The 26935-nt window shown below is 39.9% G+C and carries 20 protein-coding genes; 9 read left to right on the top strand and 11 right to left on the bottom strand.

The window, feature by feature from the left end; genetic code table 11:
• Nucleotides 1-2 precede the first annotated feature (2 nt).
• The 5 genes from rplJ (at nt 3) to K7X70_RS14050 (ending at nt 9736) form a co-directional block, all read left to right on the top strand.
• The gene (gene rplJ, locus K7X70_RS14030) at nt 3-524 is read left to right on the top strand and encodes a 50S ribosomal protein L10 (RefSeq protein WP_222537629.1); all 522 of its coding nucleotides are present in this window, start codon (nt 3-5) and stop codon (nt 522-524) included.
• 65 nt (nt 525-589) lie between these two features.
• Nucleotides 590-964 (top strand): 50S ribosomal protein L7/L12, encoded by a 375-nt coding sequence (rplL, locus tag K7X70_RS14035; protein WP_222537630.1) that lies wholly within the window; start codon nt 590-592, stop codon nt 962-964.
• Nucleotides 965-1118: 154 nt separating this feature from the next.
• Nucleotides 1119-4922 (top strand): DNA-directed RNA polymerase subunit beta, encoded by a 3804-nt coding sequence (gene rpoB / locus K7X70_RS14040; RefSeq protein ID WP_062550288.1) that lies wholly within the window; start codon nt 1119-1121, stop codon nt 4920-4922.
• Nucleotides 4923-5009: 87 nt separating this feature from the next.
• Nucleotides 5010-9296 carry a DNA-directed RNA polymerase subunit beta' gene (rpoC, locus tag K7X70_RS14045; RefSeq protein ID WP_222537631.1) on the top strand — a complete coding sequence of 1429 codons (4287 nt, stop codon included), beginning with the start codon at nt 5010-5012 and terminating at the stop codon, nt 9294-9296.
• A gap of 125 nt (nt 9297-9421) precedes the next feature.
• The gene (locus K7X70_RS14050) at nt 9422-9736 is read left to right on the top strand and encodes a DUF3467 domain-containing protein (protein ID WP_062550286.1); all 315 of its coding nucleotides are present in this window, start codon (nt 9422-9424) and stop codon (nt 9734-9736) included.
• On the opposite strand, the gene miaA is transcribed toward K7X70_RS14050, so the two are convergent.
• The 6 genes from miaA to K7X70_RS14080 are packed head-to-tail and all read right to left on the bottom strand — an operon-like array spanning nt 9733 to nt 15322.
• Entirely contained in the window at nt 9733-10644 is a 912-nt protein-coding gene (gene miaA / locus K7X70_RS14055; protein WP_222537632.1) for a tRNA (adenosine(37)-N6)-dimethylallyltransferase MiaA, read from the bottom strand. The genes K7X70_RS14050 and miaA overlap by 4 nt on opposite strands.
• Before the next feature lie 9 nt (nt 10645-10653).
• Nucleotides 10654-11316, bottom strand: coding sequence for an IS1096 element passenger TnpR family protein (locus K7X70_RS14060; RefSeq protein ID WP_222537633.1), 663 nt, complete (start codon nt 11314-11316; stop codon nt 10654-10656).
• Between the two features lie 50 nt (nt 11317-11366).
• The gene (locus tag K7X70_RS14065) at nt 11367-12773 is read right to left on the bottom strand and encodes a CCA tRNA nucleotidyltransferase (RefSeq protein ID WP_222537634.1); all 1407 of its coding nucleotides are present in this window, start codon (nt 12771-12773) and stop codon (nt 11367-11369) included.
• 25 nt (nt 12774-12798) lie between these two features.
• Entirely contained in the window at nt 12799-13365 is a 567-nt protein-coding gene (locus K7X70_RS14070) for an L-threonylcarbamoyladenylate synthase (protein WP_222537635.1), read from the bottom strand.
• Nucleotides 13366-13371: 6 nt separating this feature from the next.
• Nucleotides 13372-14499: a glycosyltransferase family 4 protein gene (locus tag K7X70_RS14075; protein WP_222537636.1), complete on the bottom strand. Its 1128-nt coding sequence runs from the start codon at nt 14497-14499 to the stop codon at nt 13372-13374.
• Between the two features lie 4 nt (nt 14500-14503).
• Nucleotides 14504-15322 carry a 2,3,4,5-tetrahydropyridine-2,6-dicarboxylate N-succinyltransferase gene (locus K7X70_RS14080; RefSeq protein WP_222537637.1) on the bottom strand — a complete coding sequence of 273 codons (819 nt, stop codon included), beginning with the start codon at nt 15320-15322 and terminating at the stop codon, nt 14504-14506.
• Nucleotides 15323-15400: 78 nt separating this feature from the next.
• Between K7X70_RS14080 and K7X70_RS14085 the strand changes: the two genes are divergently transcribed.
• Complete coding sequence (locus tag K7X70_RS14085) at nt 15401-15805, top strand: RNA-binding S4 domain-containing protein (protein WP_222537638.1); 405 nt, start codon at nt 15401-15403, stop codon at nt 15803-15805.
• A gap of 6 nt (nt 15806-15811) precedes the next feature.
• On the opposite strand, the gene K7X70_RS14090 is transcribed toward K7X70_RS14085, so the two are convergent.
• The 3 genes from K7X70_RS14090 to K7X70_RS14100 form a co-directional block, all read right to left on the bottom strand.
• Complete coding sequence (locus tag K7X70_RS14090) at nt 15812-16528, bottom strand: EcsC family protein (protein ID WP_222537639.1); 717 nt, start codon at nt 16526-16528, stop codon at nt 15812-15814.
• Between the two features lie 18 nt (nt 16529-16546).
• Entirely contained in the window at nt 16547-17032 is a 486-nt protein-coding gene (locus K7X70_RS14095; RefSeq protein ID WP_222537640.1) for a nucleoside deaminase, read from the bottom strand.
• Nucleotides 17033-17166: 134 nt separating this feature from the next.
• A complete protein-coding gene (locus K7X70_RS14100) occupies nt 17167-17769 on the bottom strand; it encodes an OmpH/Skp family outer membrane protein (RefSeq protein WP_187667339.1) in 603 nt (200 codons plus the stop codon).
• Between the two features lie 257 nt (nt 17770-18026).
• On the opposite strand from K7X70_RS14100, the gene gyrB reads away from it, so the two are divergent.
• Entirely contained in the window at nt 18027-19985 is a 1959-nt protein-coding gene (gene gyrB, locus K7X70_RS14105; RefSeq protein ID WP_062550275.1) for a DNA topoisomerase (ATP-hydrolyzing) subunit B, read from the top strand.
• A 163-nt stretch (nt 19986-20148) separates the two neighbouring features.
• Here gyrB and K7X70_RS14110 read toward each other — a convergent pair whose 3' ends face one another.
• A complete protein-coding gene (locus K7X70_RS14110; RefSeq protein WP_222537641.1) occupies nt 20149-20574 on the bottom strand; it encodes an aspartyl protease family protein in 426 nt (141 codons plus the stop codon).
• 5 nt (nt 20575-20579) lie between these two features.
• Nucleotides 20580-21518 (bottom strand): malate dehydrogenase, encoded by a 939-nt coding sequence (gene mdh, locus K7X70_RS14115; protein WP_222537642.1) that lies wholly within the window; start codon nt 21516-21518, stop codon nt 20580-20582.
• Nucleotides 21519-21766: 248 nt separating this feature from the next.
• Between mdh and K7X70_RS14120 the strand changes: the two genes are divergently transcribed.
• Both K7X70_RS14120 and dnaE read left to right on the top strand, forming a co-directional pair.
• Nucleotides 21767-22264, top strand: a complete 498-nt coding sequence (locus K7X70_RS14120; protein WP_255607198.1) for a lipocalin family protein — start codon at nt 21767-21769, stop codon at nt 22262-22264.
• A 116-nt stretch (nt 22265-22380) separates the two neighbouring features.
• Nucleotides 22381-26811, top strand: a complete 4431-nt coding sequence (gene dnaE / locus K7X70_RS14125) for a DNA polymerase III subunit alpha (RefSeq protein WP_222537643.1) — start codon at nt 22381-22383, stop codon at nt 26809-26811.
• Nucleotides 26812-26935: the final 124 nt, after the last annotated feature.

The raw sequence follows: 26935 nt of genomic DNA on the forward strand, positions 1-26935 counted from the left end.
TTATGAACAGAGAAGAAAAACACGTAGTAGTTTCAGCACTTCTAGAGAAGATGCAGGAATTCGGTAACTTTTATATTGCCGATACATCAAGCTTATCTGTTGAGAAAGTAAACAGCATCCGTCGCAAATGTTTCGAAAGCGGGATTGAAATGCAGGTAGCTAAAAATACTTTGATCAAAAAAGCGATCGAAGGATTAGAAGGCGATGCATCAGAGATCTATGTTGCGCTTAAAGGTCAATCAGCATTATTATTCTCTACAGTAGGTAACGGTCCAGCTAAGCTGATCAAAGCCTTGAGAAAAGGATCTGATAAACCACAACTTAAAGCAGCTTATATCGATTCTACAGTATTTGTTGGCGATAACCAATTAGATACTTTAGTGAGCTTGAAATCAAGAGAAGAGCTTATTGGAGACATCATTGGATTATTACAATCACCAGCTAAAAATGTGGTTTCAGCTTTACAGTCAGGCGGTAACAAAATTGCAGGAATTGTTAAAACTCTTCAAGAGAGAGAAGGTTAAGGAACACCTTAAAAGTTCAAATTATAAATTATTATTTTACGTAAAATTTTTTAAAATCTATAAATATGGCAGATTTAAAAGCGTTTGCTGAGCAATTGGTAAACTTAACAGTTAAAGAAGTTAACGAATTAGCTCAAATCTTAAAAGACGAGTATGGTATTGAACCAGCTGCTGCTGCAGTTGCTGTTGCAGGTCCTGCTGGTGATGCTGCTCCTGCAGCTGAAGAAAAATCATCTTTTGATGTGATCTTGAAAGAAGCTGGTGGTCAGAAATTAGCAGTTGTGAAATTGGTAAAAGACTTAACTGGTCTAGGTTTGAAAGAAGCTAAAGATTTAGTTGATGGCGCACCAAAAGAATTAAAAGCTGGTGTTTCTAAAGACGAAGCTGAAGCTTTGAAAAAACAATTAGAAGAAGCTGGAGCTGTAGTTGAAATTAAGTAATCACTTAATTTTAATATAACTTTAAACATAGACTCCGACTGTATAGTCGGAGTCTATACCTGTTTATAAACATTTCATCTTGTTTGGCTGGTGAAAACGTTTAACGGCAAACCAAACAAATAGTTTATTCTTAAACTAAATTAACTTTAGTCCATTGGCAAATAAAGTCGACCAAAGAGTAAATTTTGCACGTAGTAAGCACATCATAGATTACCCGGATTTTCTAGATGTACAGTTGCAATCATTCAGAGAATTTTTTCAGATCGAGACCACTTCAGATAACCGTCATACAGAAGGTTTATTTAAGGTGTTTGCTGAAAACTTCCCAATCACAGATTCTAGAAATATCTTTGTTTTAGAATTCCTAGATTATTTTATTGATCCACCGCGTTACGATATACCTGAGTGTATTGACCGTGGGTTAACGTATAGTGTTCCATTAAAAGCGAAGCTGAAACTTTCTTGTAATGATGCAGAACACGAAGATTTTGAAACCATCATTCAAGATGTGTACCTGGGAACTATTCCATATATGACCCCTAAAGGTACCTTCGTAATCAACGGTGCAGAGCGCGTAATTGTTTCGCAATTACACAGGTCGCCAGGTGTGTTCTTCGGCCAGAGCCGTCACACAAATGGTACTAAGCTTTATTCTGCGCGTGTGATTCCTTTCAAAGGATCATGGATCGAGTTTGCTACAGACGTGAACAACGTGATGTATGCCTACATCGACCGTAAGAAAAAATTCCCGGTAACTACGTTATTGCGTGCGATCGGTTACGATTCTGATAAAGACATCCTTGAATTATTTGATCTTGCTGATGAAGTAAAAGTTAGCAAATCAGGTTTAAAGAAGTACATCGGACGTAAACTTGCTGCAAGGGTGCTAAGAAAATGGGTTGAAGATTTTGTGGATGAAGATACCGGTGAGGTAGTTTCCATTGATCGTAACGAAGTAATCTTAGACAGAGATACTGTTTTAGAAGATGAGCACATTGATATGATCATTGATGCAGGCGTTAAAACGATCATCTTATCTAAAGATGATGGTGCCAGCCAAGCTGATTATACCATTATCTATAATACATTACAAAAAGATACTTCAAACTCTGAAAAAGAGGCTGTTGAAAACATCTATCGTGCTTTGCGTAACGCAGAACCACCTGATGAGGAAACTGCAAGAGGTATCATTGAGCGTTTGTTCTTCTCGGATAAACGTTATGACTTAGGAGATGTAGGTAGATACCGCATCAACCGTAAGTTGAAAATGGATACTCCTGATCACGTTAAAGTATTGACAAAAGCGGATATTATTGCGATTGTTAAATACCTGATCAAACTGATCAACTCTAAAGAAGAAGTGGATGATATTGATCACTTGTCGAATCGTCGTGTTCGTACAGTAGGTGAGCAATTGTACGCTCAATTTGGTGTTGGTTTAGCGCGTATGGCTCGTACCATTCGTGAGCGTATGAACATTCGTGATAACGAGGTGTTTACCCCAACAGACTTAATTAATGCCCGTACTTTATCGTCGGTTATTAATTCATTCTTTGGTACCAACCAGTTGTCGCAGTTCATGGACCAAACGAATCCTCTGGCAGAGATCACGCACAAGCGTCGTCTTTCAGCCCTAGGCCCAGGTGGTCTTTCACGTGAACGTGCCGGTTTCGAGGTGCGTGACGTTCACTATACTCACTACGGTCGTCTTTGTACGATTGAAACTCCGGAGGGTCCAAACATTGGTTTGATCTCTTCTCTTTGCGTTCACGCGAAGATCAATAACTTAGGTTTCATTGAAACTCCATACAAAAAAGTTAAAGACGGAATTGTTCAGGTAGATGAGGATGTGATTTACCTGTCTGCAGAAGATGAAGATGGTAAAACTATTGCACAAGCGAACGCTGCTTATGATGATCAAGGTAATTTCACCACTGCACGTGTTAAAGCGCGTTACGAGGGTGACTTCCCGGTTATTGAGCCTGAGAAATTAGACTTAATGGACGTGGCACCTAATCAGATTACATCGATCGCTGCTTCGTTGATTCCGTTCCTGGAGCATGATGATGCGAACAGGGCCTTGATGGGATCCAACATGCAACGTCAGGCCGTACCATTGTTACGTCCTGAAGCGCCAATCGTTGGTACAGGTTTAGAAGGTCGCGTAGCCCGCGATTCAAGAACACTGATCAATGCTGAAGGTGAAGGTGTAGTAGAATATGTGGATTCAAATGAGATCACCATTAAGTATGTAAGAAACGACGCTGATCGTTTGGTTTCATTCGAAGGTGATAGCAAAACATATAAATTAATCAAATTCAAGAAAACCAATCAGAATACTTGTATCAACTTGAAGCCAATCGTTAAGAAAGGTCAGAAAGTAGTAAAAGGACAAGTACTTTGTGAAGGTTATGCTACTGAAAATGGTGAATTGGCATTAGGAAGAAACTTAAAAGTTGCTTTCATGCCTTGGCAAGGATACAACTTTGAGGATGCGATCGTAATTAGCGAACGTATTGTTCGTGAAGATATCTTTACTTCATTACACATCGAAGAGTTTGAATTAGAAGTGCGTGATACGAAACGTGGAGAAGAGGAATTGACACCAGATATCCCTAACGTTTCTGAAGAGGCTACTAAAGATTTAGATGAAAACGGTATCATCCGTGTAGGTGCTGAAGTGAAAGAAGGAGACATCCTGATTGGTAAGATCACTCCTAAAGGAGAATCTGATCCTTCGCCGGAAGAGAAATTACTACGTGCGATCTTTGGTGATAAAGCAGGTGATGTGAAAGATGCATCCTTGAAAACTCCACCATCGATTAAAGGTGTGGTAATTGATACTAAGTTATTCTCAAGAGCTAAGAAAACTACTAAAGCTGAAGAAAAAGCAGCGATAGAGAAATTAGATAAGAGATATGACCTTGCAACTACTAATCTGAAAAATGAGCTTGTAGATAAATTATTCCAGATTGTAAACGGTAAGACATCTCAAGGTGTATTCAATGTTTACAAGGAATTATTATTCCCTAAAGGCGCTAAGTTTACGCAGAAAAGTCTTGCTGATCTGGAATATGCTCACATCAACCCATACAAATGGACTACTGATGAAGAGAAAAATGACCAGATTAAATTGCTATTGCACAACTATGGTATTCGTGTGAACGAAGAACTAGGTGCTTACAAACGTGATAAATTCGCCATCAGTGTTGGTGATGAATTGCCATCAGGTATTGTACAAATGGCTAAGGTTTATGTAGCTAAAAAACGTAAATTAAAAGTAGGTGATAAGATGGCTGGTCGTCACGGTAATAAGGGTATTGTAGCCCGTATCGTTCGTGATGAAGATATGCCATTCTTAGAAGATGGAACACCTGTTGATATCGTGTTGAACCCACTGGGTGTACCTTCACGTATGAACTTGGGCCAGATCTATGAAACTGTATTGGCATGGGCCGGTAAGGAATTGGGTGTGAAATTTGCTACTCCAATCTTTGATGGTGCTAAACATGACGAGGTAGAAGACTGGATCGCTAAAGCTGGTGTACCTGCTTCAGGTAGAACTTACTTACATAACGGTTTAACGGGTGAGAAATTTGACCAGCCAACAACTGTAGGTATTATCTACATGTTGAAATTAGGGCACATGGTTGATGATAAGATGCACGCTCGTTCAATCGGACCATATTCATTAATTACACAACAGCCATTGGGTGGTAAAGCTCAATTCGGTGGACAGCGTTTTGGTGAGATGGAGGTTTGGGCATTAGAGGCATTCGGTGCGGCTAATATCCTACAAGAGATCTTAACTGTTAAGTCAGATGATGTGATCGGTAGGGCCAAAACTTATGAGGCGATTGTAAAAGGCGAAAACCTTCCTACGCCAGGTGTACCAGAATCATTCAATGTATTGGTACATGAGTTACGTGGATTAGGTTTAGATATTACGTTAGACTAATGTTGAATTTTTTAATGCTGGAACGGACCACAGTTAAGCTGGTGTCCGTTCCGGCTTTTTAAATTTTCAAATTCAAACAAAAGAGCTATGTCTTACAAAAAGGATAATAAATTAAAAAGCAATTTCACCTCGATCACCATTAGTTTGGCATCGCCGGAGGCTATTTTAGAGCGCTCTAGTGGGGAGGTGTTGAAACCTGAGACGATCAATTACCGTACTTACAAACCTGAGCGTGATGGTTTGTTCTGCGAGCGTATTTTCGGTCCGGTTAAAGATTACGAATGTCATTGCGGTAAATACAAACGTATCCGTTATAAGGGTATTGTATGTGACCGTTGTGGTGTTGAGGTTACAGAAAAGAAAGTACGTAGAGAGCGTATGGGACACATCAACTTGGTGGTTCCTGTAGCGCATATCTGGTATTTCCGCTCTTTACCAAATAAAATTGGATACCTGTTAGGATTGCCTACAAAGAGATTAGATTTGATCATTTACTACGAGCGTTATGTAGTAATTCAAGCTGGTTTCATGGCAGAAGAAGGTATTCAATATATGGATTTCTTAACTGAAGAGGAATATCTTGATATTCTTGATAAGTTGCCAAAAGAAAACCAATATTTAGACGATAAAGACCCTAATAAATTCATCGCCAAAATGGGTGCTGAAGCATTAGAAGATTTATTGAAACGTATTGATTTAGATACTTTATCTTATAACTTACGCCACCAGGCTGCAAACGAAACTTCTCAGCAACGTAAAAACGAAGCTTTGAAACGTTTACAGGTAGTGGAAGCTTTCCGTGGTGCAAGAACCCGTATTGAGAATAATCCAGAGTGGATGATCATCAAGATTGTTCCAGTTATTCCACCGGAATTGCGTCCATTAGTACCGCTAGAAGGTGGTCGTTTTGCGACTTCAGATTTAAATGATCTATACCGTCGTGTGATTATCCGTAACAATCGTTTGAAACGTTTAATCGAGATCAAAGCGCCGGAAGTAATTTTACGTAACGAAAAACGTATGTTACAAGAAGCGGTGGATTCGTTATTTGATAACTCACGTAAAGTAAATGCAGTTAAAACTGAAGGTAACCGTGCTTTAAAATCTCTTTCAGATATCCTGAAAGGTAAACAAGGTCGTTTCCGTCAGAATTTATTAGGTAAACGTGTGGATTATTCTGCTCGTTCGGTAATTGTTGTAGGTCCAAACCTTAAATTACATGAATGTGGTTTACCTAAAGATATGGCTGCTGAGCTATTCAAACCGTTTATCATTCGCAAGATGATAGAAAGAGGTATCGTTAAAACAGTAAAATCTGCAAAGAAAATTGTAGACAGAAAAGACCCATTAGTTTGGGATATTCTGGAGAATGTTTTAAAAGGTCACCCGGTATTACTGAATCGTGCACCAACACTACACAGATTGGGTATCCAGTCTTTCCAACCTAAATTGGTGGAAGGTAAAGCGATCCAATTACACCCATTAGTATGTACCGCATTTAACGCGGATTTTGACGGTGACCAGATGGCAGTACACTTGCCATTAGGACATGCCGCAATCTTAGAAGCTCAAGTATTAATGCTTGCTGCCCACAACATTCTAAACCCTGCAAACGGAACGCCGATTACTGTACCTTCACAGGATATGGTTTTGGGTCTTTACTATATTACTAAAGGCCGTAGAACAGACGCAGGACGTGTAGTTAACGGACAAGATTTCTCATTCTATTCTCCTGAAGAAGTAATCATTGCTTACAATGAGAAGAGAATTGATCTTCACGCGTTTATTAAAGTGAAGGTAAATGTGAAATTGGAAGACGGAACTATCGTTAATAAATTGTTGGATACAACTGTAGGTCGTGTACTATTTAATCAAATGGTTCCGGCAGAAGTTGGTTATATCAATGAACTATTGACTAAGAAATCTCTTAGAGATATCATTGGTCACGTAGTAAAAGTTACTGGTATGTCTCGCGCAGCTAGATTCTTAGATGATATCAAAGAATTAGGTTTCCAAATGGCATTCAGAGGAGGTTTATCATTTAATTTACAAGATGTAAACATTCCTGTTGAAAAACAAGCGCTATTGGAACAAGCTTCTGCTGAGGTTGAAGAAGTAAGGAATAACTATAACATGGGATTCATTACCAACAACGAGCGTTACAACCAAATTATCGATATCTGGACTCGTATTAATAACCGTTTAACATCATTCGTGATGACTCAGTTATCGAGCGATAACCAAGGTTTCAACTCAGTTTATATGATGTTGGACTCTGGAGCCCGTGGTTCGAAAGAGCAGATTCGTCAGCTATGTGGTATGCGTGGTTTGATGGCTAAGCCTCAGAAATCAGGTTCAGGTGGTGAGATTATTGAAAATCCGATTCTATCTAACTTTAAGGAAGGTTTATCGGTATTAGAATACTTTATCTCTACTCACGGTGCGCGTAAAGGTCTTGCGGATACGGCGTTAAAAACGGCAGATGCGGGTTACTTGACACGTCGTTTACATGATGTAGCACAGGATATGATCGTTAATGCAGAAGATTGCGGTACTTTAAGAGGTATGTACACTACTGCATTGAAAGATAATGAAGACATTGTTGAGCCGTTATACGACAGATTATTGGGTCGTATCTCTCTACATGATGTATTCAATCCTATGAATGGTGAATTGTTAGTTGGAGCCGGAATGGATATTGATGAAGATATTGCGAAAGCAATTGAAGAATCACCATTAGAAGGTGTTGAAATTCGTTCGGTATTAACCTGCGAAAATAAACGCGGAGTATGTGCGCTTTGTTACGGTCGTAACTTAGCAACTGGTAAACGAGTTCAAAAAGGTGAAGCTGTCGGTGTAATTGCTGCTCAGTCTATCGGTGAGCCGGGTACACAGTTAACACTTCGTACGTTCCACGTTGGGGGTACTGCATCGAACATCGCTGCAGAATCTCAAATCAATGCTAAATTTGATGGTATCATCGAGTTTGAAAATGTTCGTACAGTAGAGAATGATACTGAAGAAGGCGTGAAACAAATTGTTTTAGGTCGTTCAGGAGAGTTCAAAATTGTGGAGCCTGGTACAAACAAAGTGATCATGACCAATAACATTCCTTATGGTTCATTCTTATATGTTGAGGATGGTGCTAAAATCACTAAAGGTGATAAGATTTGTTCATGGGATCCATATAATGCGGTAATTATCTCTGAGTTCGCTGGTAAAATCGAATTTGATGCTATTGTTGAAGGTGTAACCTTCCGTGAAGAGTCAGATGAGCAAACTGGTCACCGTGAGAAAGTAATTATCGATACACGTGATAAAACTAAAAACCCTTCTGTACGGGTTGTGGATAAAAAAGGTGAATTGATCAGAGGATATAACATCCCTGTTGGAGCCCACATCGCTATCGATGAAGGTGACGCAGTTAAAACTGGTCAGATCCTGGTTAAGATTCCTCGTGCAACTGGTAAAACTAGAGATATCACGGGTGGTTTACCACGTGTAACGGAGCTTTTCGAAGCGCGTAACCCTTCAAACCCTGCTGTAGTAACAGAGATTGATGGTGTGGTAACCTTAGGTGGCGTTAAACGTGGTAACCGCGAAATGACGATCGAATCTAAAGACGGCGAAGTTAAAAAATACCTTGTTCCATTGTCTAAACACATCCTGGTTCAGGATAATGACTTTGTGAAAGCAGGTATGCCTCTGTCTGATGGTTCTATCTCTCCAGCGGATATCTTAGCGATTAAAGGCCCTGCTGCTGTACAAGAATATCTAGTCAATGGTATCCAAGAGGTTTACCGTTTACAAGGTGTGAAAATCAATGATAAACACTTTGAGGTGATTGTACACCAGATGATGCAAAAAGTTCATATTGAAGATCCAGGAGATACCACTTTCTTAGAGAATAATCTTGCAGATCGTTGGGACTTCATGATTGAGAATGACGAGATTTATGACAAGAAAGTTGTTGTAGAAGCTGGTGATTCTAACACCGTGAAACCAGGACAAATCCTTTCTCTACGTAAATTAAGAGATGAAAATTCTCAATTGAAACGTAAAGATTTGAGACAAATTGAAGTTCGTGATGCAAGACCTGCAACTGCGAGTTCAATGTTACAAGGGATCACACGTGCTTCATTAGGAACGAAATCGTTCATCTCTGCAGCATCCTTCCAGGAGACTACAAAAGTGTTAAACGAAGCAGCAATTGCTGGTAAACGTGATAACATGCTTGGATTAAAAGAAAACGTAATTGTTGGACACTTAATTCCTTCAGGTACAGGTGTACGTGGATATGAGCGTATCATTGTAGGTTCTCAAGAAGAATACGATAAATTATTAGCTTCGAAACAAGAAGAAGTAGATGCTTAATATTTAAATATCTTTTCAAAAGTCCCCCTTCTGATAAAGTCGGGGGACTTTTTTTATACGCGATGGTTTGGAAAATAATTGGCTATCCACTACCTCCATATGGATTAAAGTAATAGTTTTGTGCTATGGAAGAACAGCAAAACGACAACCAATTAAGTATTGAACTTTCTGAAGAGATCGCAGAAGGGATTTTTTCTAACCTGGCCATCATCACACATTCCAATACAGAGTTTGTACTGGACTTTATCAGAGTGATGCCTGGGGTGCCTAAGGCAAGGGTGAAATCAAGAATTATCCTGACACCGGAACATGCTAAAAGGCTAATGGCGGCAATGCAAGATAATCTGGAAAAATATGAAACTGCTTATGGCAAAATTAAAACGCAGGATGAGCCTCCTGGATTTCCAATGAATTTTGGCGGACCAACTGCTCAGGCTTAAGATTTTAATGCATTATTGATATGAAGGATGACGGCTTTGCTGGCATTGGGTTCAAACCAGGCAGTGTTGTCATCCCTTCTAAACCAGGTCAGCTGGCGTTTCGCAAAGCGTCGTGTGTTTTGCTTAATTTTATCTACTGCGGCTTCTATCGGGGTAAGACCATCCAGATAGTCGAATAATTCCGAATAACCTACCGTATTTAAGGCATTGTACTTTCTATATTCCTGAAGCCCTTTTACCTCTTCCAGCAAACCTGAGTCCATCATTTGATCAACTCTATCGTTGATGCGCTGATAGAGCGCTGCACGGTCCATATTTAGCCCTATTTTAATGATGTTGAATGGTCTTTGCTTTTTGCTGTTGGTTTGATAGGAGGATAGTTTCTCCCCAGTAGACAGGAAGAATTCCAATCCCCTGACCATTCTTTGCGGGTTGGCCTGATCTACTTTTTCATAATATTCAGGATCATGGATTTTTAGCTGCTGTTTGATGGATTCAATCCCTTCATTTTCCAGCTGTTGTTTTAATTGTTCGCGGATGTTGAGGTCTGTATCCGGTAGGTCATCGAGTCCATTGCATACGGCATCAATATATAAACCGGATCCACCAACCATAATCAGCAGATCCTGTTTTTTAAAAAGTTCCTCCATCAGCTGTAAGGCTTGTATTTCAAAGTCTCCGGTACTGAATAAGGTGGTTATACTATGGGAGTTAATGAAATGATGAGGGGCTGCATTTAACTCTTCCTGGGAAGGTTTTGCAGTCCCAATTTCCATCTCCTTAAAGAACTGACGGGAATCTGCCGAAATGATTTCTGTAGAAAAGTGTCTGGCCAGTTCAATAGCCAATGCCGTTTTTCCGATTCCGGTAGGACCCACAATTACAACTAAGGTTTTATTCAATAGCATGATCGAATACTAGTAATCGTCGTCTTTACCACCGTACTCATCATCTTCATAGCTGTCTTCGTCGCTGCCATACTCATCAGCATCAGCCGAATCTTCATCAGCATCGTCATCGATCGTTTTTTCTTCCGTATTGATGCCTCTTCCGTCCATGGCTGCTAATTCTTCCGTATCGCCAGGAACAAAATCCAGCTCATTTAAGAAGTCGAATTCAGAAGACGCCTCGTTTGAGGATACTGCAACTGCGTTGAAATTGTCTTTATCAATGATTTTAGGCGCTTCTCCAACACTTTTAACCAATACAGGATACTCAAGGTTCGGATCAGTTTCAAGAATGATCTTGATCAATTCTACATGAAAATCAAACGGACGATCGAAGTTGTAGATATAATAGAATTTCTGGTGCGGATCTTCAATGAAGCTGCTCAGTTTAGCTTTTTCCATTAAAGTTACCCCTCTATCTGTTTTACGTTGATTTGGCAGGTAGGCAATTTCGTCTCCTTTGATCCAATGATCAGTACTCACATAAAAAGAAGAGGATTTTTCAGCAGAATATCCTGTTGAGCGATGTATCGCACGATGTAAATCTTCAAATGTCTGGTTTGGTTTGATATCGATTTCCCTAACTACCTCATCGAAATCCTCGAAACTTATTCTAAATCTATAAATTGCCATCTGAGCTTTTTTTCTAGCTATAAAATTATAAAATATTATTGTACTTTGTATTAGTGCTTTACGGGCTGAAGACCAAATTCTTTGGCTTTTTCCAGCATAAACTGTAAGGCCTCGTCATAGTCATTTTTGATCTCACCTTCCAGAATTGCTTCACGGATAGCATTTTTGATCAGCCCCACTTCTTTGCCTGCGCTTAAACCAAAGATCTCCATAATGTGGGTACCTGTGATTGGTGGCTGCCAGTTTCTTACTTTGTCGCGTTCTTCCACGTCTTTAAGCTTCTGTTTAACCAGCTCAAAGTTATTGCGGTACTTTTTTACTTTGTACTCGTTTTTAGTGGTGACATCTGCATTGCAGAGCATCATCAGACTCTCTATATCTTCACCGGCATCGAATAATAACCTCCTGACTGCCGAATCTGTAACCACTTCCTGCGCCAGAACAATAGGTCTGAGGTGAAGCTGTACCAATTTCTGGACCAATTTCATCTTCTCATTTAATGGAAGTTTCAATTGATTAAAAATCTGAGGTACCATTCTTGCACCTTTATCTTCATGACCATGAAAAGTCCAGCCATGTCCTTCTTCAAAACGCTTGGTTGCTGGTTTGGCAATGTCATGAAGAATGGCCGCCCAACGAAGCCAAAGGTCGTCGGTCGCCTCACAAATATTATCAAGAACCTGCAAGGTATGATAAAAATTATCTTTATGCCCTTTTCCATTAATGATCTCCACACCGTAAAGGTTGGCCATTTGTGGAAATACCAGGTGTAAAAGACCGGTATCAAACAGGTATTTAAAACCTATAGAGGGTGTTTTAGAAAGAATAATTTTGTTGAGTTCATCAGTAATGCGCTCTTTTGATACGATACTGATTCTTTCTTTCTGTTTTTTAATGGCATTGATGGCACTTTCGTCTATGCTGAACTCTAATTGGGTGGCAAAGCGAATGGCCCTCATCATCCTCAATGGATCATCTGAAAAAGTAAGCTCAGGATCAAGGGGTGTTCTGATGAGTTTTTGCTCCAGGTCGTTAATTCCGTTAAATGGATCAACAAGCTGTGCATAATTTTCTTTATTCAGGGAGATGGCCAGGGCATTGATGGTGAAATCTCTTCTCAGCTGGTCGTCTTTGATGGTACCGTTTTCTACGATAGGCTTGCGGGAATCTGCACGGTAGGACTCTTTTCGGGCCCCAACAAATTCTATTTCCAGATCACGGGTTTTTAACATGGCAGTGCCGAAGTTTTTAAACACCGCAACCTTGGTTTTGAGTTGTTTACCTACTAATTCAGCAAACTCAATTCCATTCCCCAGCACCACAATATCGATGTCTTTAGAGGGTCTTTTTAAGAAAATATCGCGCACATACCCACCTATTACGTATGCTTCAATCTGATGTGTTTGAGCAATATCGGCAAGGACTTTAAATATTGGATTTTGTAAATGTTTTTCCATTAATGAGTTACAAAAGTAATAAAACTTACTTTCTAATAAAGGAAAATTGACCTCCGGGAGCTAATTTCATAATGGTAGAAGGTTTCTTTGGAGTCTGCAGTGCTTGTTCCCAATCAACTACGTAATCTACTGCCGCTTTTATTTCTTCTGAAATCTCATCAAAGATCAGTGGAGAGGGTTCACCAGATTTATTCGCAGAAGTGGAAGTGATCGGTTTCCGGAACCGTTGAATGAGCTCCTTACAGAAATCATGCTTTACAATTCTAATCCCTACGCTGCCATCTTCATTGATCACGTTTTTAGCCAGGTTTTTTGCACCTGAGAAAATGATCGTCAATGGGTTTTCCGCGTATTCAATTAAGTCGTAAGCGACTTCAGGAATTTCAGTTACGTAACTTTGGAGTTTAGAATCATTGTCGAGCAAGACGATAAAGCTTTTATCCGCGCTGCGTTGTTTAATGTCATTTATTCTGGCTACTGCTGCTTCATTTGTAGCATCACACCCTAATCCCCAAACTGTGTCTGTAGGATAAAGAATCACCCCTCCGTCTTTTAATACCTGAAGGGTTTTTTCAATTTCTGTTCTAAGCATAACCTGTTATTTCTGGTGATTGGAAAGTACCTGGGTATAAATTTTAATCATTTCCTCGGTGAGGACCCGGGTATCAAATTTTTTAACATATTCCAGCCCTTTTGCTGTCATCTTTTTGGCGAGAGCAGAGCTGTTTAATACTTTGTTTATGGCATTGGAGAGTCCCTGATGGTCATAAGGAGCCACATACAAGCTGTTTTCGCCTCCGGCTTCTTCTAAACAGGAACCTGTTGCTGCAATGACCGGAACACCGGAATATAAAGCTTCAATGATAGGAATACCAAATCCTTCATATAATGATGGATACACAAAGGCATTAGCCATTTGATAAATGGAAGGTAAGTCCTCAAAAGGTACATTCTGTAAAAAAGTGACTCTGGACTTTAGTCCTAATGCCTCAATTTCTTTGTTAACCAGCTCTTTATAAGCTGTTTTTTTTCCAACAACAACGAGCTGATAATCGGGATGAATTTCTGGCAATGCTTTGATCAGCGTCAGCAGATTTTTCCGGTTTTCGATCGTTCCTACATTCAGAATATATTTTTCTGGTAACTGGTGTTTATCCCTGACTTCCTGTTTTTTCTTTTGATCGGTTGTAGATTTGAAACTGTCGTCGCAGCTTTGGTAAACGACCTCGATTTTATCAGGATCGGTATGGAAAAAATGGACAAGGTCTCTTTTTGTACATTCACTGATGGCGATGATTTTGTCTGCATGCTTGCAGGCATAGCGGAATTTCAGCTGATAAATGAATCGATCGATCCTGCCGTAATATTGAGGGAACCTGAGGAAAATCAGGTCATGTATTGTGACTACACTTGCAATTCCTGAATCCTGAATACCCAGGGGGATCTCATGGCTCAAGCCATGAAATAAGTCAATCTGATCTTTTAGTAATTGTTTTTTGATTCCTGAAGTTCTCCAGAACCATCCCGGACGATCAGGAAGCTCGGTTTTAATCCCCTTAATTTTTAAAAACCGGGAAATCTGAGCATGATCCTTTACTTTGGGTGTATAAACAAAGTATTGGTTTTGAGGGAAAAATTCTGCCAGGTGGGTAACTAAAGACCTGCTGTAATTCCCCAGTCCTGTTAAATTATTCGCTGCCCTCTTTCCGTCAAAACCAATCTTCATTATATTATACTGCTACATTATTTTCTCTCAATGCATCATTTAGAGAAGTCTTTTTATCTGTAGATTCTTTACGCTGACCAATGATCAATGCACATGGAACCTGGAATTCGCCAGCAGGGAATTTCTTCGCATAGCTTCCTGGAATAACCACTGAACGTGCAGGAACGATACCTTTATATTCAACTGGTGTGCTTCCTGTAACGTCGATGATTTTTGTAGAGGCAGTTAAAACTACGTTTGCACCTAGTACCGCTTCTCTTTCCACACGAACACCTTCCACAACGATCGCTCTTGACCCAATGAAAACATTGTCTTCAATGATGACCGGAGCAGCTTGAATTGGCTCTAATACACCGCCAATACCCACACCACCACTCAAGTGAACGTGTTTACCGATCTGTGCACAGGAACCTACAGTAGCCCATGTATCTACCATGGTACCTTCGTCAACGTAAGCACCGATATTTACATAAGAAGGCATCATGATCACACCTTTGGCCAAATATGCGCCATAACGTGCAATACCATGAGGTACTACTCTTACACCTAATTCTTTATAATTGGTTTTCAATTTCATTTTATCATGAAATACGAAAGGACCAACTTCAATTTCTTTCATTTCTCTGATTGGAAAATAAAGGATTACTGCCTTTTTGATCCATTCATTCACAGCCCACGAGTTCAGTACTGGTTCAGCAACGCGCAATTCACCTTTATCAAGTTGCATAATTACCGTTTCTATTGCCTCGCAATATTCACTATATCCTAATAAAGTTCTGTCTTCCCAAGCGGCTTCTACTAACTTTTTTAATTGTGCTATCATGTTTTAAGTTATTTTTTGACAAAATAAATCAATTTTATGTATAGACCATTGTTTTCTATAATGTATTTTTGATTTTTTATGGCAGAGCAAGAAAAATTACGGATAGATAAGTACTTATGGGCAATTAGATTATTTAAGACCAGGAGTTTGGCGACAGAGGCTTGTAAAGCGGGTCGGGTGAAATTCAATGGGAATAATCTTAAAGCTTCTGCAATAGTCAAACCTGGTGATGTGTACCAGGTATCCAAAGGAATAGAAAAGAAAGTAATTGAAGTGGTGGAGCTGCTTTACAATAGGGTAGAGGCTAAAATTGCGGTTACTAAATATAAAGACATTACGCCTCTGGAGGAGACCCAGGGTTATAAATCTATGTTCCATTCACCGGTATTGATTAGAGATCGTGGTGCAGGCAGACCAACAAAGAAGGACCGTAGAGAAATCGACGACCTGACTGGTGGTCTTTTTGAGGAAGAAGAAAAGTAATTGCTGTTATTTTAGTAATCTCATTCTATAGGCTTGCATTGCTGTTTCGCCCAGCTGTTTGATCAATTGATAATTGGCAATTGCACCTACAGCTGCACCAACTACAGGCAATAACTGGGCTAGTTTGGCGAGATCGATGTAATCGCGGTATTCCTGCTGAAGGGTTTTCCAATCGATATTGTCCACATTTTCTGGGAGTATATGCAGTTTATCCTCCCAATTTTCAAGGTGCATGAAAACTTTTGTACGTCCTTGCTGACTGGAGAAAGCAAGTTGAAAAATATACAGCAAATATAAACGCTCTCTATAATCTTTTACATCAAAGCCATATAGTGCTGCAATTTCAAATAGCAGTTTCATTTTTATGCCGATGAGTATCGGGAAATCTGCCATGCTCATCAGGAAGCCACCAGCACCGGTAATACCTCCTTCTGCAGCCCCTGTTTTACAATAATTGTCAATTTTTTGCTTTACCAAAGCCTCCCGATGTACCAGGCTCATTTCTAATGCGGGCATGCTAGAAGTGGTATAAGTGGAACCATACAATACCCCTTTGATCATGTTTTTAATGGTCACCGTGATTGCAGTATGAATTTTTTCAGGAATATAGCTGTTGATTTTCTTTTGAACGTTATTGGTGATCTTATTGAAAAATGAGGGTTTAAGCCTCATTTTTCTTTTCCAGAATTCCAGTTCAATGGTTATTTTCTCTTCGTAATTCACAGGTGTATATTACAATAATTAATAGGTAACTCTCATAGAAGATTGCTCCCAGAGTTTAAAAGCCTGGAGGGCTTCGTCTCTTAGCATTTGCTGGATAGGTAGGCTACGTGCTGGCATAGGTTTTTCCAATTCTTCATAGATGAATTGATCATCAAAGCCAATATTTGCCGCATCCACTTTTGTATTGGCGTAATAAATCGTGTTTATTCTTGACCAATAAACAGCACTCAGGCACATCGGGCAAGGTTCACAACTGGTATAAATCACACATCCGGTCAGGTCAAAAGTTTTCAGTTTTTTGCAGGCCATTCTAATGGCGGAAACCTCTGCATGGGCTGTTGGATCATTTGTACTGGTCACTTTATTGCCGCTTTTTGCGATCACTTTCCCATCTTTGACCACTACGGCACCAAATGGGCCACCTAATTCTTCGGTTACATTCTTCTCCGAAAGGCCAATGGCCATTCTCATAAATTTTTCGTGCTGCTGCGTTGTAACGTCCATATTGTCAATTTATTGAATTTAGAAATGAGGATCATACTGCTGTCAGTATCGATGCCTCAGCGCGTATGCTAAAAATAAGCGCACAAAAAAAATGCCCCGATTACCCGGAGCATTTAAAATTCATCAGCTGATGATTATTTTTTGTCTTTTGAATAAGCTTCGTTTAATCCTACGATTACTTCGCTGGTTACATCTAAAGATTCGTCAGCAAATAAAATTGCGCTGTTACCTTTTGAATAAGTCAACACCATTTTGAAACCTTTTCCTTTTGCATAAGTTTTCAAATATTCTGCAACCTTATCATATAATTTTTCATTCTCAGTAGCTTGCTCATTTTGAAGTGCAGCACCTGCATTTTGAGAATAAGCCTGTAATTCTTGTTGTTTACGTGCTAGTCTTTCTTCAGTTGCAGCTCTTTGATCAGCAGGCAAGGTATTTTGCTGTTGTTGATATTGAGTGACTTCACGTTGGAAAGCTTGTTGTTTAGAAGCAAGATCTGTTTGTGCTGTTTTCGACTTCGCGTCAAGTTTAGTTTTTAAGTCTTTGAAATACTGATATTTTGTTAACAGGGAATCAGAATTTACATAGACGATTTTCTCTGCGCTTGTTACTGTGGCCGACTCAGATTTTGGAGCAGTAGTAGTCCCTGCGTTTTCTTTGTTCTGGCAAGAAGCCATTACGGAAACTAATGCAACTGCAGTAGCAATGCTGCCAAGTTTTAATGTTGATCTTTTCATCTAATGAGTATAATTGATTTTTTGTTTTACTTTTTGACTCCTATCACCCTTCCAGCTATTTTTAAACTGGTTTTTTCGGATATTTCTTCCCCTTTGGAATGATAAATTTCAACAAATATAAAATTTCAAATTTAGTATCCTAAAAAACTACGATTTTTAGCTCATTTTTAGTGGTTTTTTGGTCAAATAGTTATCCACATTTGCGGTTAATTGGGCTAAAATGGTTATTTTTGAATCTAATTGTTTTTTTAAAAATTATGAGCGAAGAAAAGGATCCAAAGTCAAATTATTCGGCAGATAATATACAGGTTTTAGAAGGTTTAGAAGCGGTGCGTAAGCGCCCTTCGATGTATATAGGAGACACCGGAGTAAAAGGATTACACCATTTAGTTTACGAGGTAGTAGATAACTCTATTGATGAGGCGTTAGCAGGTCATGCTGACACGATATATGTAAATATTCTTAAAGACAACTCGATCAGAGTTGAAGATAACGGTCGTGGTATTCCTACTGGAATTATGCAGAAAGAGCAAAAATCAGCTCTGGAAATCGTAATGACAGTATTACATGCCGGGGGTAAATTTGATAAGGATACTTATAAAGTTTCCGGTGGTCTGCATGGTGTGGGGGTAAGTTGCGTGAACGCATTATCAACACATTTAAAAGCTGAAGTTCACCGTGATGGACAAATCTGGGAGCAGGAATATGAAAAAGGTAAGCCACAATACGATGTGAAAATCGTTGGTGTAACCGATAAAAGAGGAACGGTAATTACGTTTTCTCCGGATCCAGAAATCTTTACCCAAACTTTAGAGTACCGTTATGATACTTTAGCCAGCAGATTAAGAGAATTGTCTTTCCTGAATAAAGGGATTAAACTGACACTTACTGATGAGCGTGAATTAGACGAAGAAGGAAATCCGATTACGGAACTTTTCCATTCTCAGGGTGGATTGAAAGAATTTGTTCAGTTTTTAGATGGAGGTCGCCCTTCACTGATTGCAGAGCCGATTTATGTAGAAGGTATCAAAAATGGTATTCCAGTAGAACTGGCTTTACAATACAATGATAGCTATGCAGAAAATGTACACTCTTATGTGAACAACATCAATACACATGAGGGGGGTACACACATCGCAGGTTTCAGAAGAGGTTTAACCAGAACTTTAAAAGCGTATGCTGATAAATCTGGCTTGCTGAAAAATGTGAAATTTGAGATTACCGGTGATGACTTTAGAGAAGGATTAACAGCAGTAGTTTCTGTGAAAGTACAGGAGCCACAGTTTGAAGGTCAGACGAAAACAAAATTAGGTAACTCAGAGGTAATGGGTGCAGTAGATATCGCCGTTGGTGAAGCACTGAACAATTACCTGGAGGAAAATCCAAGAGAAGCAAAGCTGATCGTTAATAAAGTAATTCTTGCGGCTACAGCACGTGCAGCAGCACGTAAAGCACGTGAAATGGTGCAGCGCAAGAGTGTAATGGGCGGTTCAGGTTTACCTGGTAAGCTAGCCGATTGTTCTGATAGTGATCCGGAAAAATGTGAGATTTACCTGGTCGAGGGAGATTCCGCGGGTGGAACTGCCAAACAAGGTAGAGACCGTAATTTCCAGGCGATTCTTCCATTGAAAGGTAAAATCCTGAACGTAGAGAAAGCAATGGAGCACAAGATCTATGAAAACGACGAGATCAAGAATATGTTTACCGCTTTAGGAGTAAGTATCGGAACTCCGGAAGATGATAAAGCCCTGAACTTAACCAAGCTTCGTTACCATAAGGTAGTGATTATGACGGATGCGGACATCGATGGATCACACATTACCACCTTGATCCTTACTTTCTTCTTCAGATACATGAAAGCATTGATTGAAGCCGGTTATGTGTACATCGCAGCGCCACCATTGTACCAGGTTAAAAAAGGAAAAGAACATGAATATTGCTGGAATGATCAACAACGCGATCAGGCAGTACAGCGCTTAAAAGGTGCAGGTAAAGAAGAAAGTGTACACATCCAACGCTATAAAGGTCTTGGAGAGATGAACGCAGAGCAGTTATGGGATACTACCTTAAACCCTGCAACACGTACTTTATTACAGGCAACCATTGAAAATGCTGCTGAATGTGACCATACCTTCTCCATGTTAATGGGTGATGAAGTTGGTCCAAGAAGAGATTTCATTGAGAGAAATGCTAAATATGCTAAGATTGACGCTTAATTAGCAGTTCAAAATAAGAATAAAAATATAAAAGGAGGTGCCTGATAAAGGTACCTCCTTTTATATTTAACAAGGATTAGATTTTAGAGGGCTTAATGTCAAGTAGGAATTCTTTCTTATGGAGAGCCTATTAAGAAGTTTTTTCTGAAAACTTAGAAGCGATTTATTCGCTGTATAAAAATAGCTTCAGCTTTTTATAATGGATCACTGCCTGGTATTTCATCAGCACATCACTGCCAATAATGCCGGCAATCATAGGGTGTCCCATTTGTTCATAAGCCTGGTTCACACTTTCCAGATCCAGGGCTACAGTTTCATAGTCATGAATGAGCAACCTGCCCATTTTAATTTTTGGAATGGTGGCTTGAATCGTGCTGGAGGTAGCAAAAAGGGTAGTAGCCTGGGTTTCCTCACTATAAGCAAGTTCGGAAATGTTTTTCTTAATCAAGGACATGTCAAAAACGGAACGGGAGGCTCCTGTGTCTAAAACAGCAAAACACTTCTTCCCAAAAACAACAATTTCCACCAAAAGGTGGAAACCGTCATCTTGTAGATTTATTAAGGTTAAGGGAACAGCAATCGTTCTCATCAAATTTATACTAGTTTCATGTCATGTAAAACACTGTTCATGGCACGAACGGCATCTGCACTTTTATTAAAGGAAGCTTGTTCCTCCTCATTCAATTTATAGTCAATTACCTTTTCCCAGCCATTGCGGCCAACAATTACAGGAACACCTAAACAGATGTCCTGCTGACCGTATTCGCCATCAAGGGCTACACAGCAGGTAAATAATTTCTTTTCATCACGCACAATACTTTCTACCAAAGCAGCACCTGCAGCTCCTGGTGCATACCAGGCAGAAGTGCCTAGAAGACCAGTTAGTGTAGCACCACCAACCATGGTATCTGCCGCTACCTTGTCTAAAGTTGCTTTATCCAGTAATTCTGTAACTGGTAAACTCTGATAAGTGGCATAACGTGTTAATGGAATCATGGTGGTATCGCCATGACCGCCAATTACAAAACCTTGGAGGTCATTTGAATTGCAATTTAAGGCTACGCTTAAATAATATTTGAAGCGGGCGCTGTCTAAAGTTCCGCCCATACCGATAATTCTGTTTTTAGGTAATCCTAGTGATTTTAAAGCCAGATAGGTCATGGTATCCATCGGGTTACTGATCACAATAATGATCGCCTCTGGAGAGTATTTAAGAATGTTTTCTGCCACACCTTTCACGATGCCCGCATTGATTCCGATCAGTTCTTCACGGGTCATTCCCGGTTTACGCGGTAAACCTGAAGTAATCACTGCTACTGTTGATCCTGCAGTCTGACTATAATCATTTGTAACCCCTTTTATTTTTGTATCAAAGCCCAATAGAGTGGCCGTTTGCATCATATCAATCGCTTTGCCTTCTGCAAAACCTTCTTTGATGTCTAATAAAACAAGCTCTTCTGCTAATTCTTTTCTGGCAATATTATCTGCACAAGTGGCACCTACAGCGCCGGCACCTACAACCGTTATTTTCATAATGAATCTAATTTTATTTTAATAGCAACAAGCATAGAGCTTGATTACAGGGGTTAAATCTATTGTTTTTAAATGCGCATTGATAAAGTAATTTACAATATAATTAATTTTTAAAGCAAAGCCAACCTGGTGACGCCTCCTGCCGAAGTTATAAATTTAGGTCAGTTTAAAAAACGCTTTTTAAAACTTTCTTCAACCTTGCTGGTTTTATGATAAAGAATTTACATTTGCTTAATAGTCGCAAACAAATGGAACCTATTATGGATAATGTACCTGTAGAAAAAGTTGATATCATGTCGTATGCAGGGAAGTGGTACTCTTTATATTCGATTCCCACTTTCATTGACAAACATTGGCGCCAGACGGTGGAGACCTATGTGATCCATCCGGATGGCTATTATGCTGTTTTTACTGGTTATAAAGTGCAGGGTGAGGACAAACAAAAGTACTTCAGATCCAAGCTGTTTGTGGTACGTGGAAGTAGAAATGCCCGCTTTAAAGCCGAATTTATCTGGCCGGTAAAAGTGGATTACTGGGTGATCGAACTTGCTGAGGATTACTCCTATGTAGTAGTTGGCCATCCAAAATTCAAATACCTTTTTATTATGGCGAGGAAGCCCAATATTCCTGAAAAATTACTCGTGGAAATCATAGACCGCTGTCAGAAAAAGGGTTACGATACCAGTAAACTAGTTTCTCAGGAACACAAATCTTCCGGGCCAATTCCGGCAGTCCATTCTATGTAAAAATTACCGCCATTCTGGATAAAATTCCCTGCTTCAATTACTGGGAGAACTGAAATTTCTGTATTTTTGATCAATCATATTGATTTCTAAAAAGACGATTTTCTAATTACCTAGCTATGTATTTGATTTTTGATACCGAAACGACGGGATTGCCACGCAATTGGAATGCGCCGATTACCGATACGGATAATTGGCCCAGATGTATTCAAATTGCCTGGCAGTTACATGATGAGCTTGGAAATCTGATCGAACATCAGGATTACCTGGTAAAACCTGAAGGCTTCAATATACCTTATGATGCAGAGCGAATCCACGGTATTTCTACTGAATTAGCCACCGAACAAGGTATCTCTCTGGCAGAAGTATTAGAGAAATTTAATATTGCGCTGTCAAAATCTAAGTTTGTTGTTGGACAAAATATTGGCTTTGATGTCAATATCATGGGTTGTGAGTTTCACCGTTTAGGGATAGAAAGTCCAATGAGCACCATGCCTGTGCTCGATACCTGTACCGAAGTAACTGCAGAGTTATTGAAGATTCCAGGTGGTCGCGGAGGTAAATTTAAACTGCCTACACTTACAGAATTACACCAATACCTTTTTGGAACCCCATTTTCAGAAGCCCACAATGCTACGGCGGATGTGGAGGCCACCACGCGTTGCTTTTTGCAGCTGATCAAAATGGAGGTATTTACACTGGAGCAATTACAGGCGGATGCCAATTATATCCCGGCCTTTAACAGGCAAAATCCAGGAACGATTGAAAGGATAGGTTTAAACCATGTAAACCTTAAGTCTGCTTCTGATGAAATCAGAAAACGGCTGCAAAAAACTGAAGCTCCGAAAGTATCTAAAAAGACGCTGGAGGAGAACAAGCAGGAACTGGCCAACGTCGCTTTTGCCCATTTGCACAACCATACGCAATTTTCTGTACTGCAATCTACCATCAATATTCCTTCTCTAATCAGAGCCACAGCTGCACATAAAATGCCTGCAGTAGCGATGACCGATCATGCGAATATGATGGGTGCTTTCCATTTCGTGGCGCAGATCCTGAACCACAATAAAGGAGTGGAAGCCAGGAATAAGGAAGCGATAGAAAAAGGAGAAACACCGGATGAGGTCATTATTAAACCCATTGTTGGTTGTGAATTCTTTGTCTGCGACGACCATTTGGATAAGAAAAGAAAAGATGACGGATACCAGGTTGTATTACTGGCGAAGAACAAGCAAGGGTATCATAACCTGGCAAAAATGTCTTCTATCGCTTATACAAAAGGATTCTATTATATCCCCCGCATTGATAAAGCTATTATAGAGCAATATAAAGAAGACATCATCGTCTTGTCTGGTAACTTATATGGGGAGATTTCCAGCAAATTGCTGAACCTTGGTGAAAAACAAGCAGAAGAAGCATTGTTATGGTGGAAATCACAATTTGGTGAAGACTTCTACATCGAAGTGATGCGCCATAGCCAGGAAGATGAAGATATTGTCAATGTTTCATTAGTTGCACTGGCTAAAAAACACGATGTAAAGGTGATTGCCACAAACAATACCTATTATATCAATAAAAAAGATGCCAATGCCCACGATATTTTATTGTGTGTAAAAGACGGAGAGAAACAAGCTACCCCAATTGGCCGTGGCCGTGGATACCGTTTTGGCTTACCAAACCAGGAGTATTATTTCAAAACTCCTGAAGAAATGAAAAACCTTTTCGCTGATTTACCAGAAGCGATTATCAACATACAGGAAATTGTAGATAAAATAGAAATCTACAAACTTGCCCGTGAAGTCCTTTTACCTAAGTTCGATATTTCTGAAGAATTCCTTGTAAAAGAGGATGAAGAAGATGGTGGTAAAAGAGGGGAAAACAAATATTTACGCCACCTGACTTATGAAGGAGCGAAAAAACGGTACGGAATAATTACGGACGACATTGCCGAACGTCTGGATTTCGAATTACAGACGATTGAGAAGACCGGATATCCGGGATACTTCTTGATTGTACAGGATTTCATTGCCAAGGCCAGGGAGCTCGACGTGTCAGTAGGTCCGGGAAGGGGATCTGCCGCAGGATCTGCAGTAGCCTATTGTTTGTGGATCACCAATATTGACCCCATCAAATACGATTTGCTATTTGAGCGTTTCCTGAATCCAGACCGTGTTTCCATGCCAGATATTGACATCGACTTTGATGATGAGGGCCGTGGAAGGGTAATGGACTATGTAATCAATAAATATGGAGCCAACCAGGTGGCACAGATCATCACCTATGGTACCATGGCCGCCAAATCATCCGTTAAGGACACGGCAAGGGTATTGGATCTGCCACTTTATGAAGCAGAGAAGATCGCCAAGTTGATTCCCAATATGAAACTGGCGAAAATATTCACACTGGATGAGAAGAGCCTGAAAGGCGCACTTCGGGCAGATGAATATGAAAAGGTGTTAGAGTTAAAATCTTTGGCAGGTGCCAACGATTTGGGTGCAAAAACACTGGAGCAGGCACAAATCCTGGAAGGCTCGCTAAGAAATACAGGAATCCATGCCTGTGGGGTGATCATTACACCGAGCGACATTACCAACTTTGTACCGGTAGCCACCGCTAAAGATTCAGACCTGTATGTAACCCAATTCGACAACTCCGTTGTAGAAAGTGCCGGTCTGTTGAAAATGGACTTCCTGGGGCTAAAAACATTAACCCTGATCAAAGACACGGTAAAACTGGTTAAATTCAGACATAAGATCGACCTCGATCCGGACAACTTCCCGATTGACGATGCGAAGACTTATGAGCTATTCCAGCGGGGAGAAACCATCGGAATCTTCCAGTACGAGTCTAACGGGATGCAGAAGTACATGAAGGAATTGAAACCTACCGTTTTCGGAGATTTAATTGCCATGAATGCACTTTATCGCCCAGGACCACTGGAGTATATTCCATCTTTCGTACGCAGGAAAAATGGAGAAGAAGAGATCAAATATGACCTTGACGCCTGCGAAGAATATTTAAAAGAAACTTACGGAATTACCGTATACCAGGAGCAGGTGATGCTACTTTCCCAGAAACTTGCTGGATTTACCAAAGGTGAGGCCGACGTATTACGTAAGGCGATGGGTAAGAAACAAAAGGATGTACTGGATAAAATGAAACCTAAATTCGTAGCTCAGGCTGCAGAAAAGGGACATGATCCGACCATATTAGAGAAGATCTGGAAAGATTGGGAAGCATTCGCTTCTTATGCCTTCAACAAATCCCACTCTACCTGTTATGCCTGGATTGCTTACCAAACCGCCTATTTAAAAGCACATTACCCTGCAGAATATATGGCTGCGGTACTTTCCAACAATATGAGTGACATCAAACAGGTGGCCTTCTTTATGGAAGAATGCAAGCAGATGGGCGTTTCTGTATTGGGGCCTGATGTGAACGAGTCGGGTACTAAATTCTCCGTAAATACCAGCGGACAAGTACGATTTGGCCTTTCGGGAATTAAAGGTGTAGGGGAAAAAGCAGTAGAAAGTATCATTATAGAGCGCACAGAAAACGGCCAGTATAAGAGTGTATACGATTTTGCCAAACGTTCCAATACCCGTACCGTCAATAAGAAAGCTTACGAAAGTTTTGTCTATAGCGGTGCTTTTGATGGCTTCGGCTACCATAGAGCGCAGTATTTCTTTGTCGGCATCAACGATAAAATGAATGGTATAGAGAAGATGATCAAGTTTGCGAATGATTTCCAGAACAACGAATCTTCTGCACAATCCTCTTTATTTGGTGGAACAGCTTCCGATATGGTGTATGAACCTAGTTTACCCGTATCTCCGGAATGGAGCCTGATCGACAGGTTGAAATATGAGAAAGACGCCATCGGTATCTTTTTAAGTGGTCACCCGCTCGATAACTATAAATTAGAGCTTAAAGAATTTTGCCAGCATAAAGTCAGACACCTTTCTGTAGTCAATAAGATCAGAACCGGCGACTCTACCGAGGAAGTACTTGCAGAGTTTGAAGGCATCAAAAATAAAGAACTTGTAGTGGGTGGTTTGGTGGTGATTTCTGCACAAAGAATGACCAAAACCGGAAAGCCTTTCGGAACAATTGTGTTCGAAGACTATGAAGATACCTGTGAATTGGCGCTGTTTGGTGATGATTTCATCAAATTTAAACAATTCCTGACCGATGGCTATTTCCTGCAAATCAGAGGTAGGGTAGGAGAACGTTTCAGAAAAGAAGGAGATTGGGAGTTCAAAATTACTTCCATTCACTTATTGTCTGAGTTGCGTGATAAACTGGCAAAAAGTGTAACGATTCAAGTACCTATTGAAAAGATTACTGATGATTTTATGCTGAAAATCAACGCGATACTCGAAGAGAATAAAGCCAGCACCGACCACCAGAATTGTCAGCTGCTGTTTGATGTTTATGATAGAGAACAGAACGTAAATGTAAAATTGCCTTCCAAATCATTGAAGATTAATCCTAATAATGACTTTTTGGAGCAGTTAACTGCTTTGAATGTAAATCCTAAGTTGAACTAATGTCATTTTGGCATTGTCAGGATGATGGCATTACAATTGATTATATCTTTGCGTAGAGTTTGGATTTAAAGATTAGATTTGCCGATTCAAACTAATAGACGATACAATAAAAAACTAATTAAAA

The organism is Pedobacter polysacchareus (assembly GCF_019802255.1).
GTDB lineage: Bacteria > Bacteroidota > Bacteroidia > Sphingobacteriales > Sphingobacteriaceae > Pedobacter > Pedobacter polysacchareus.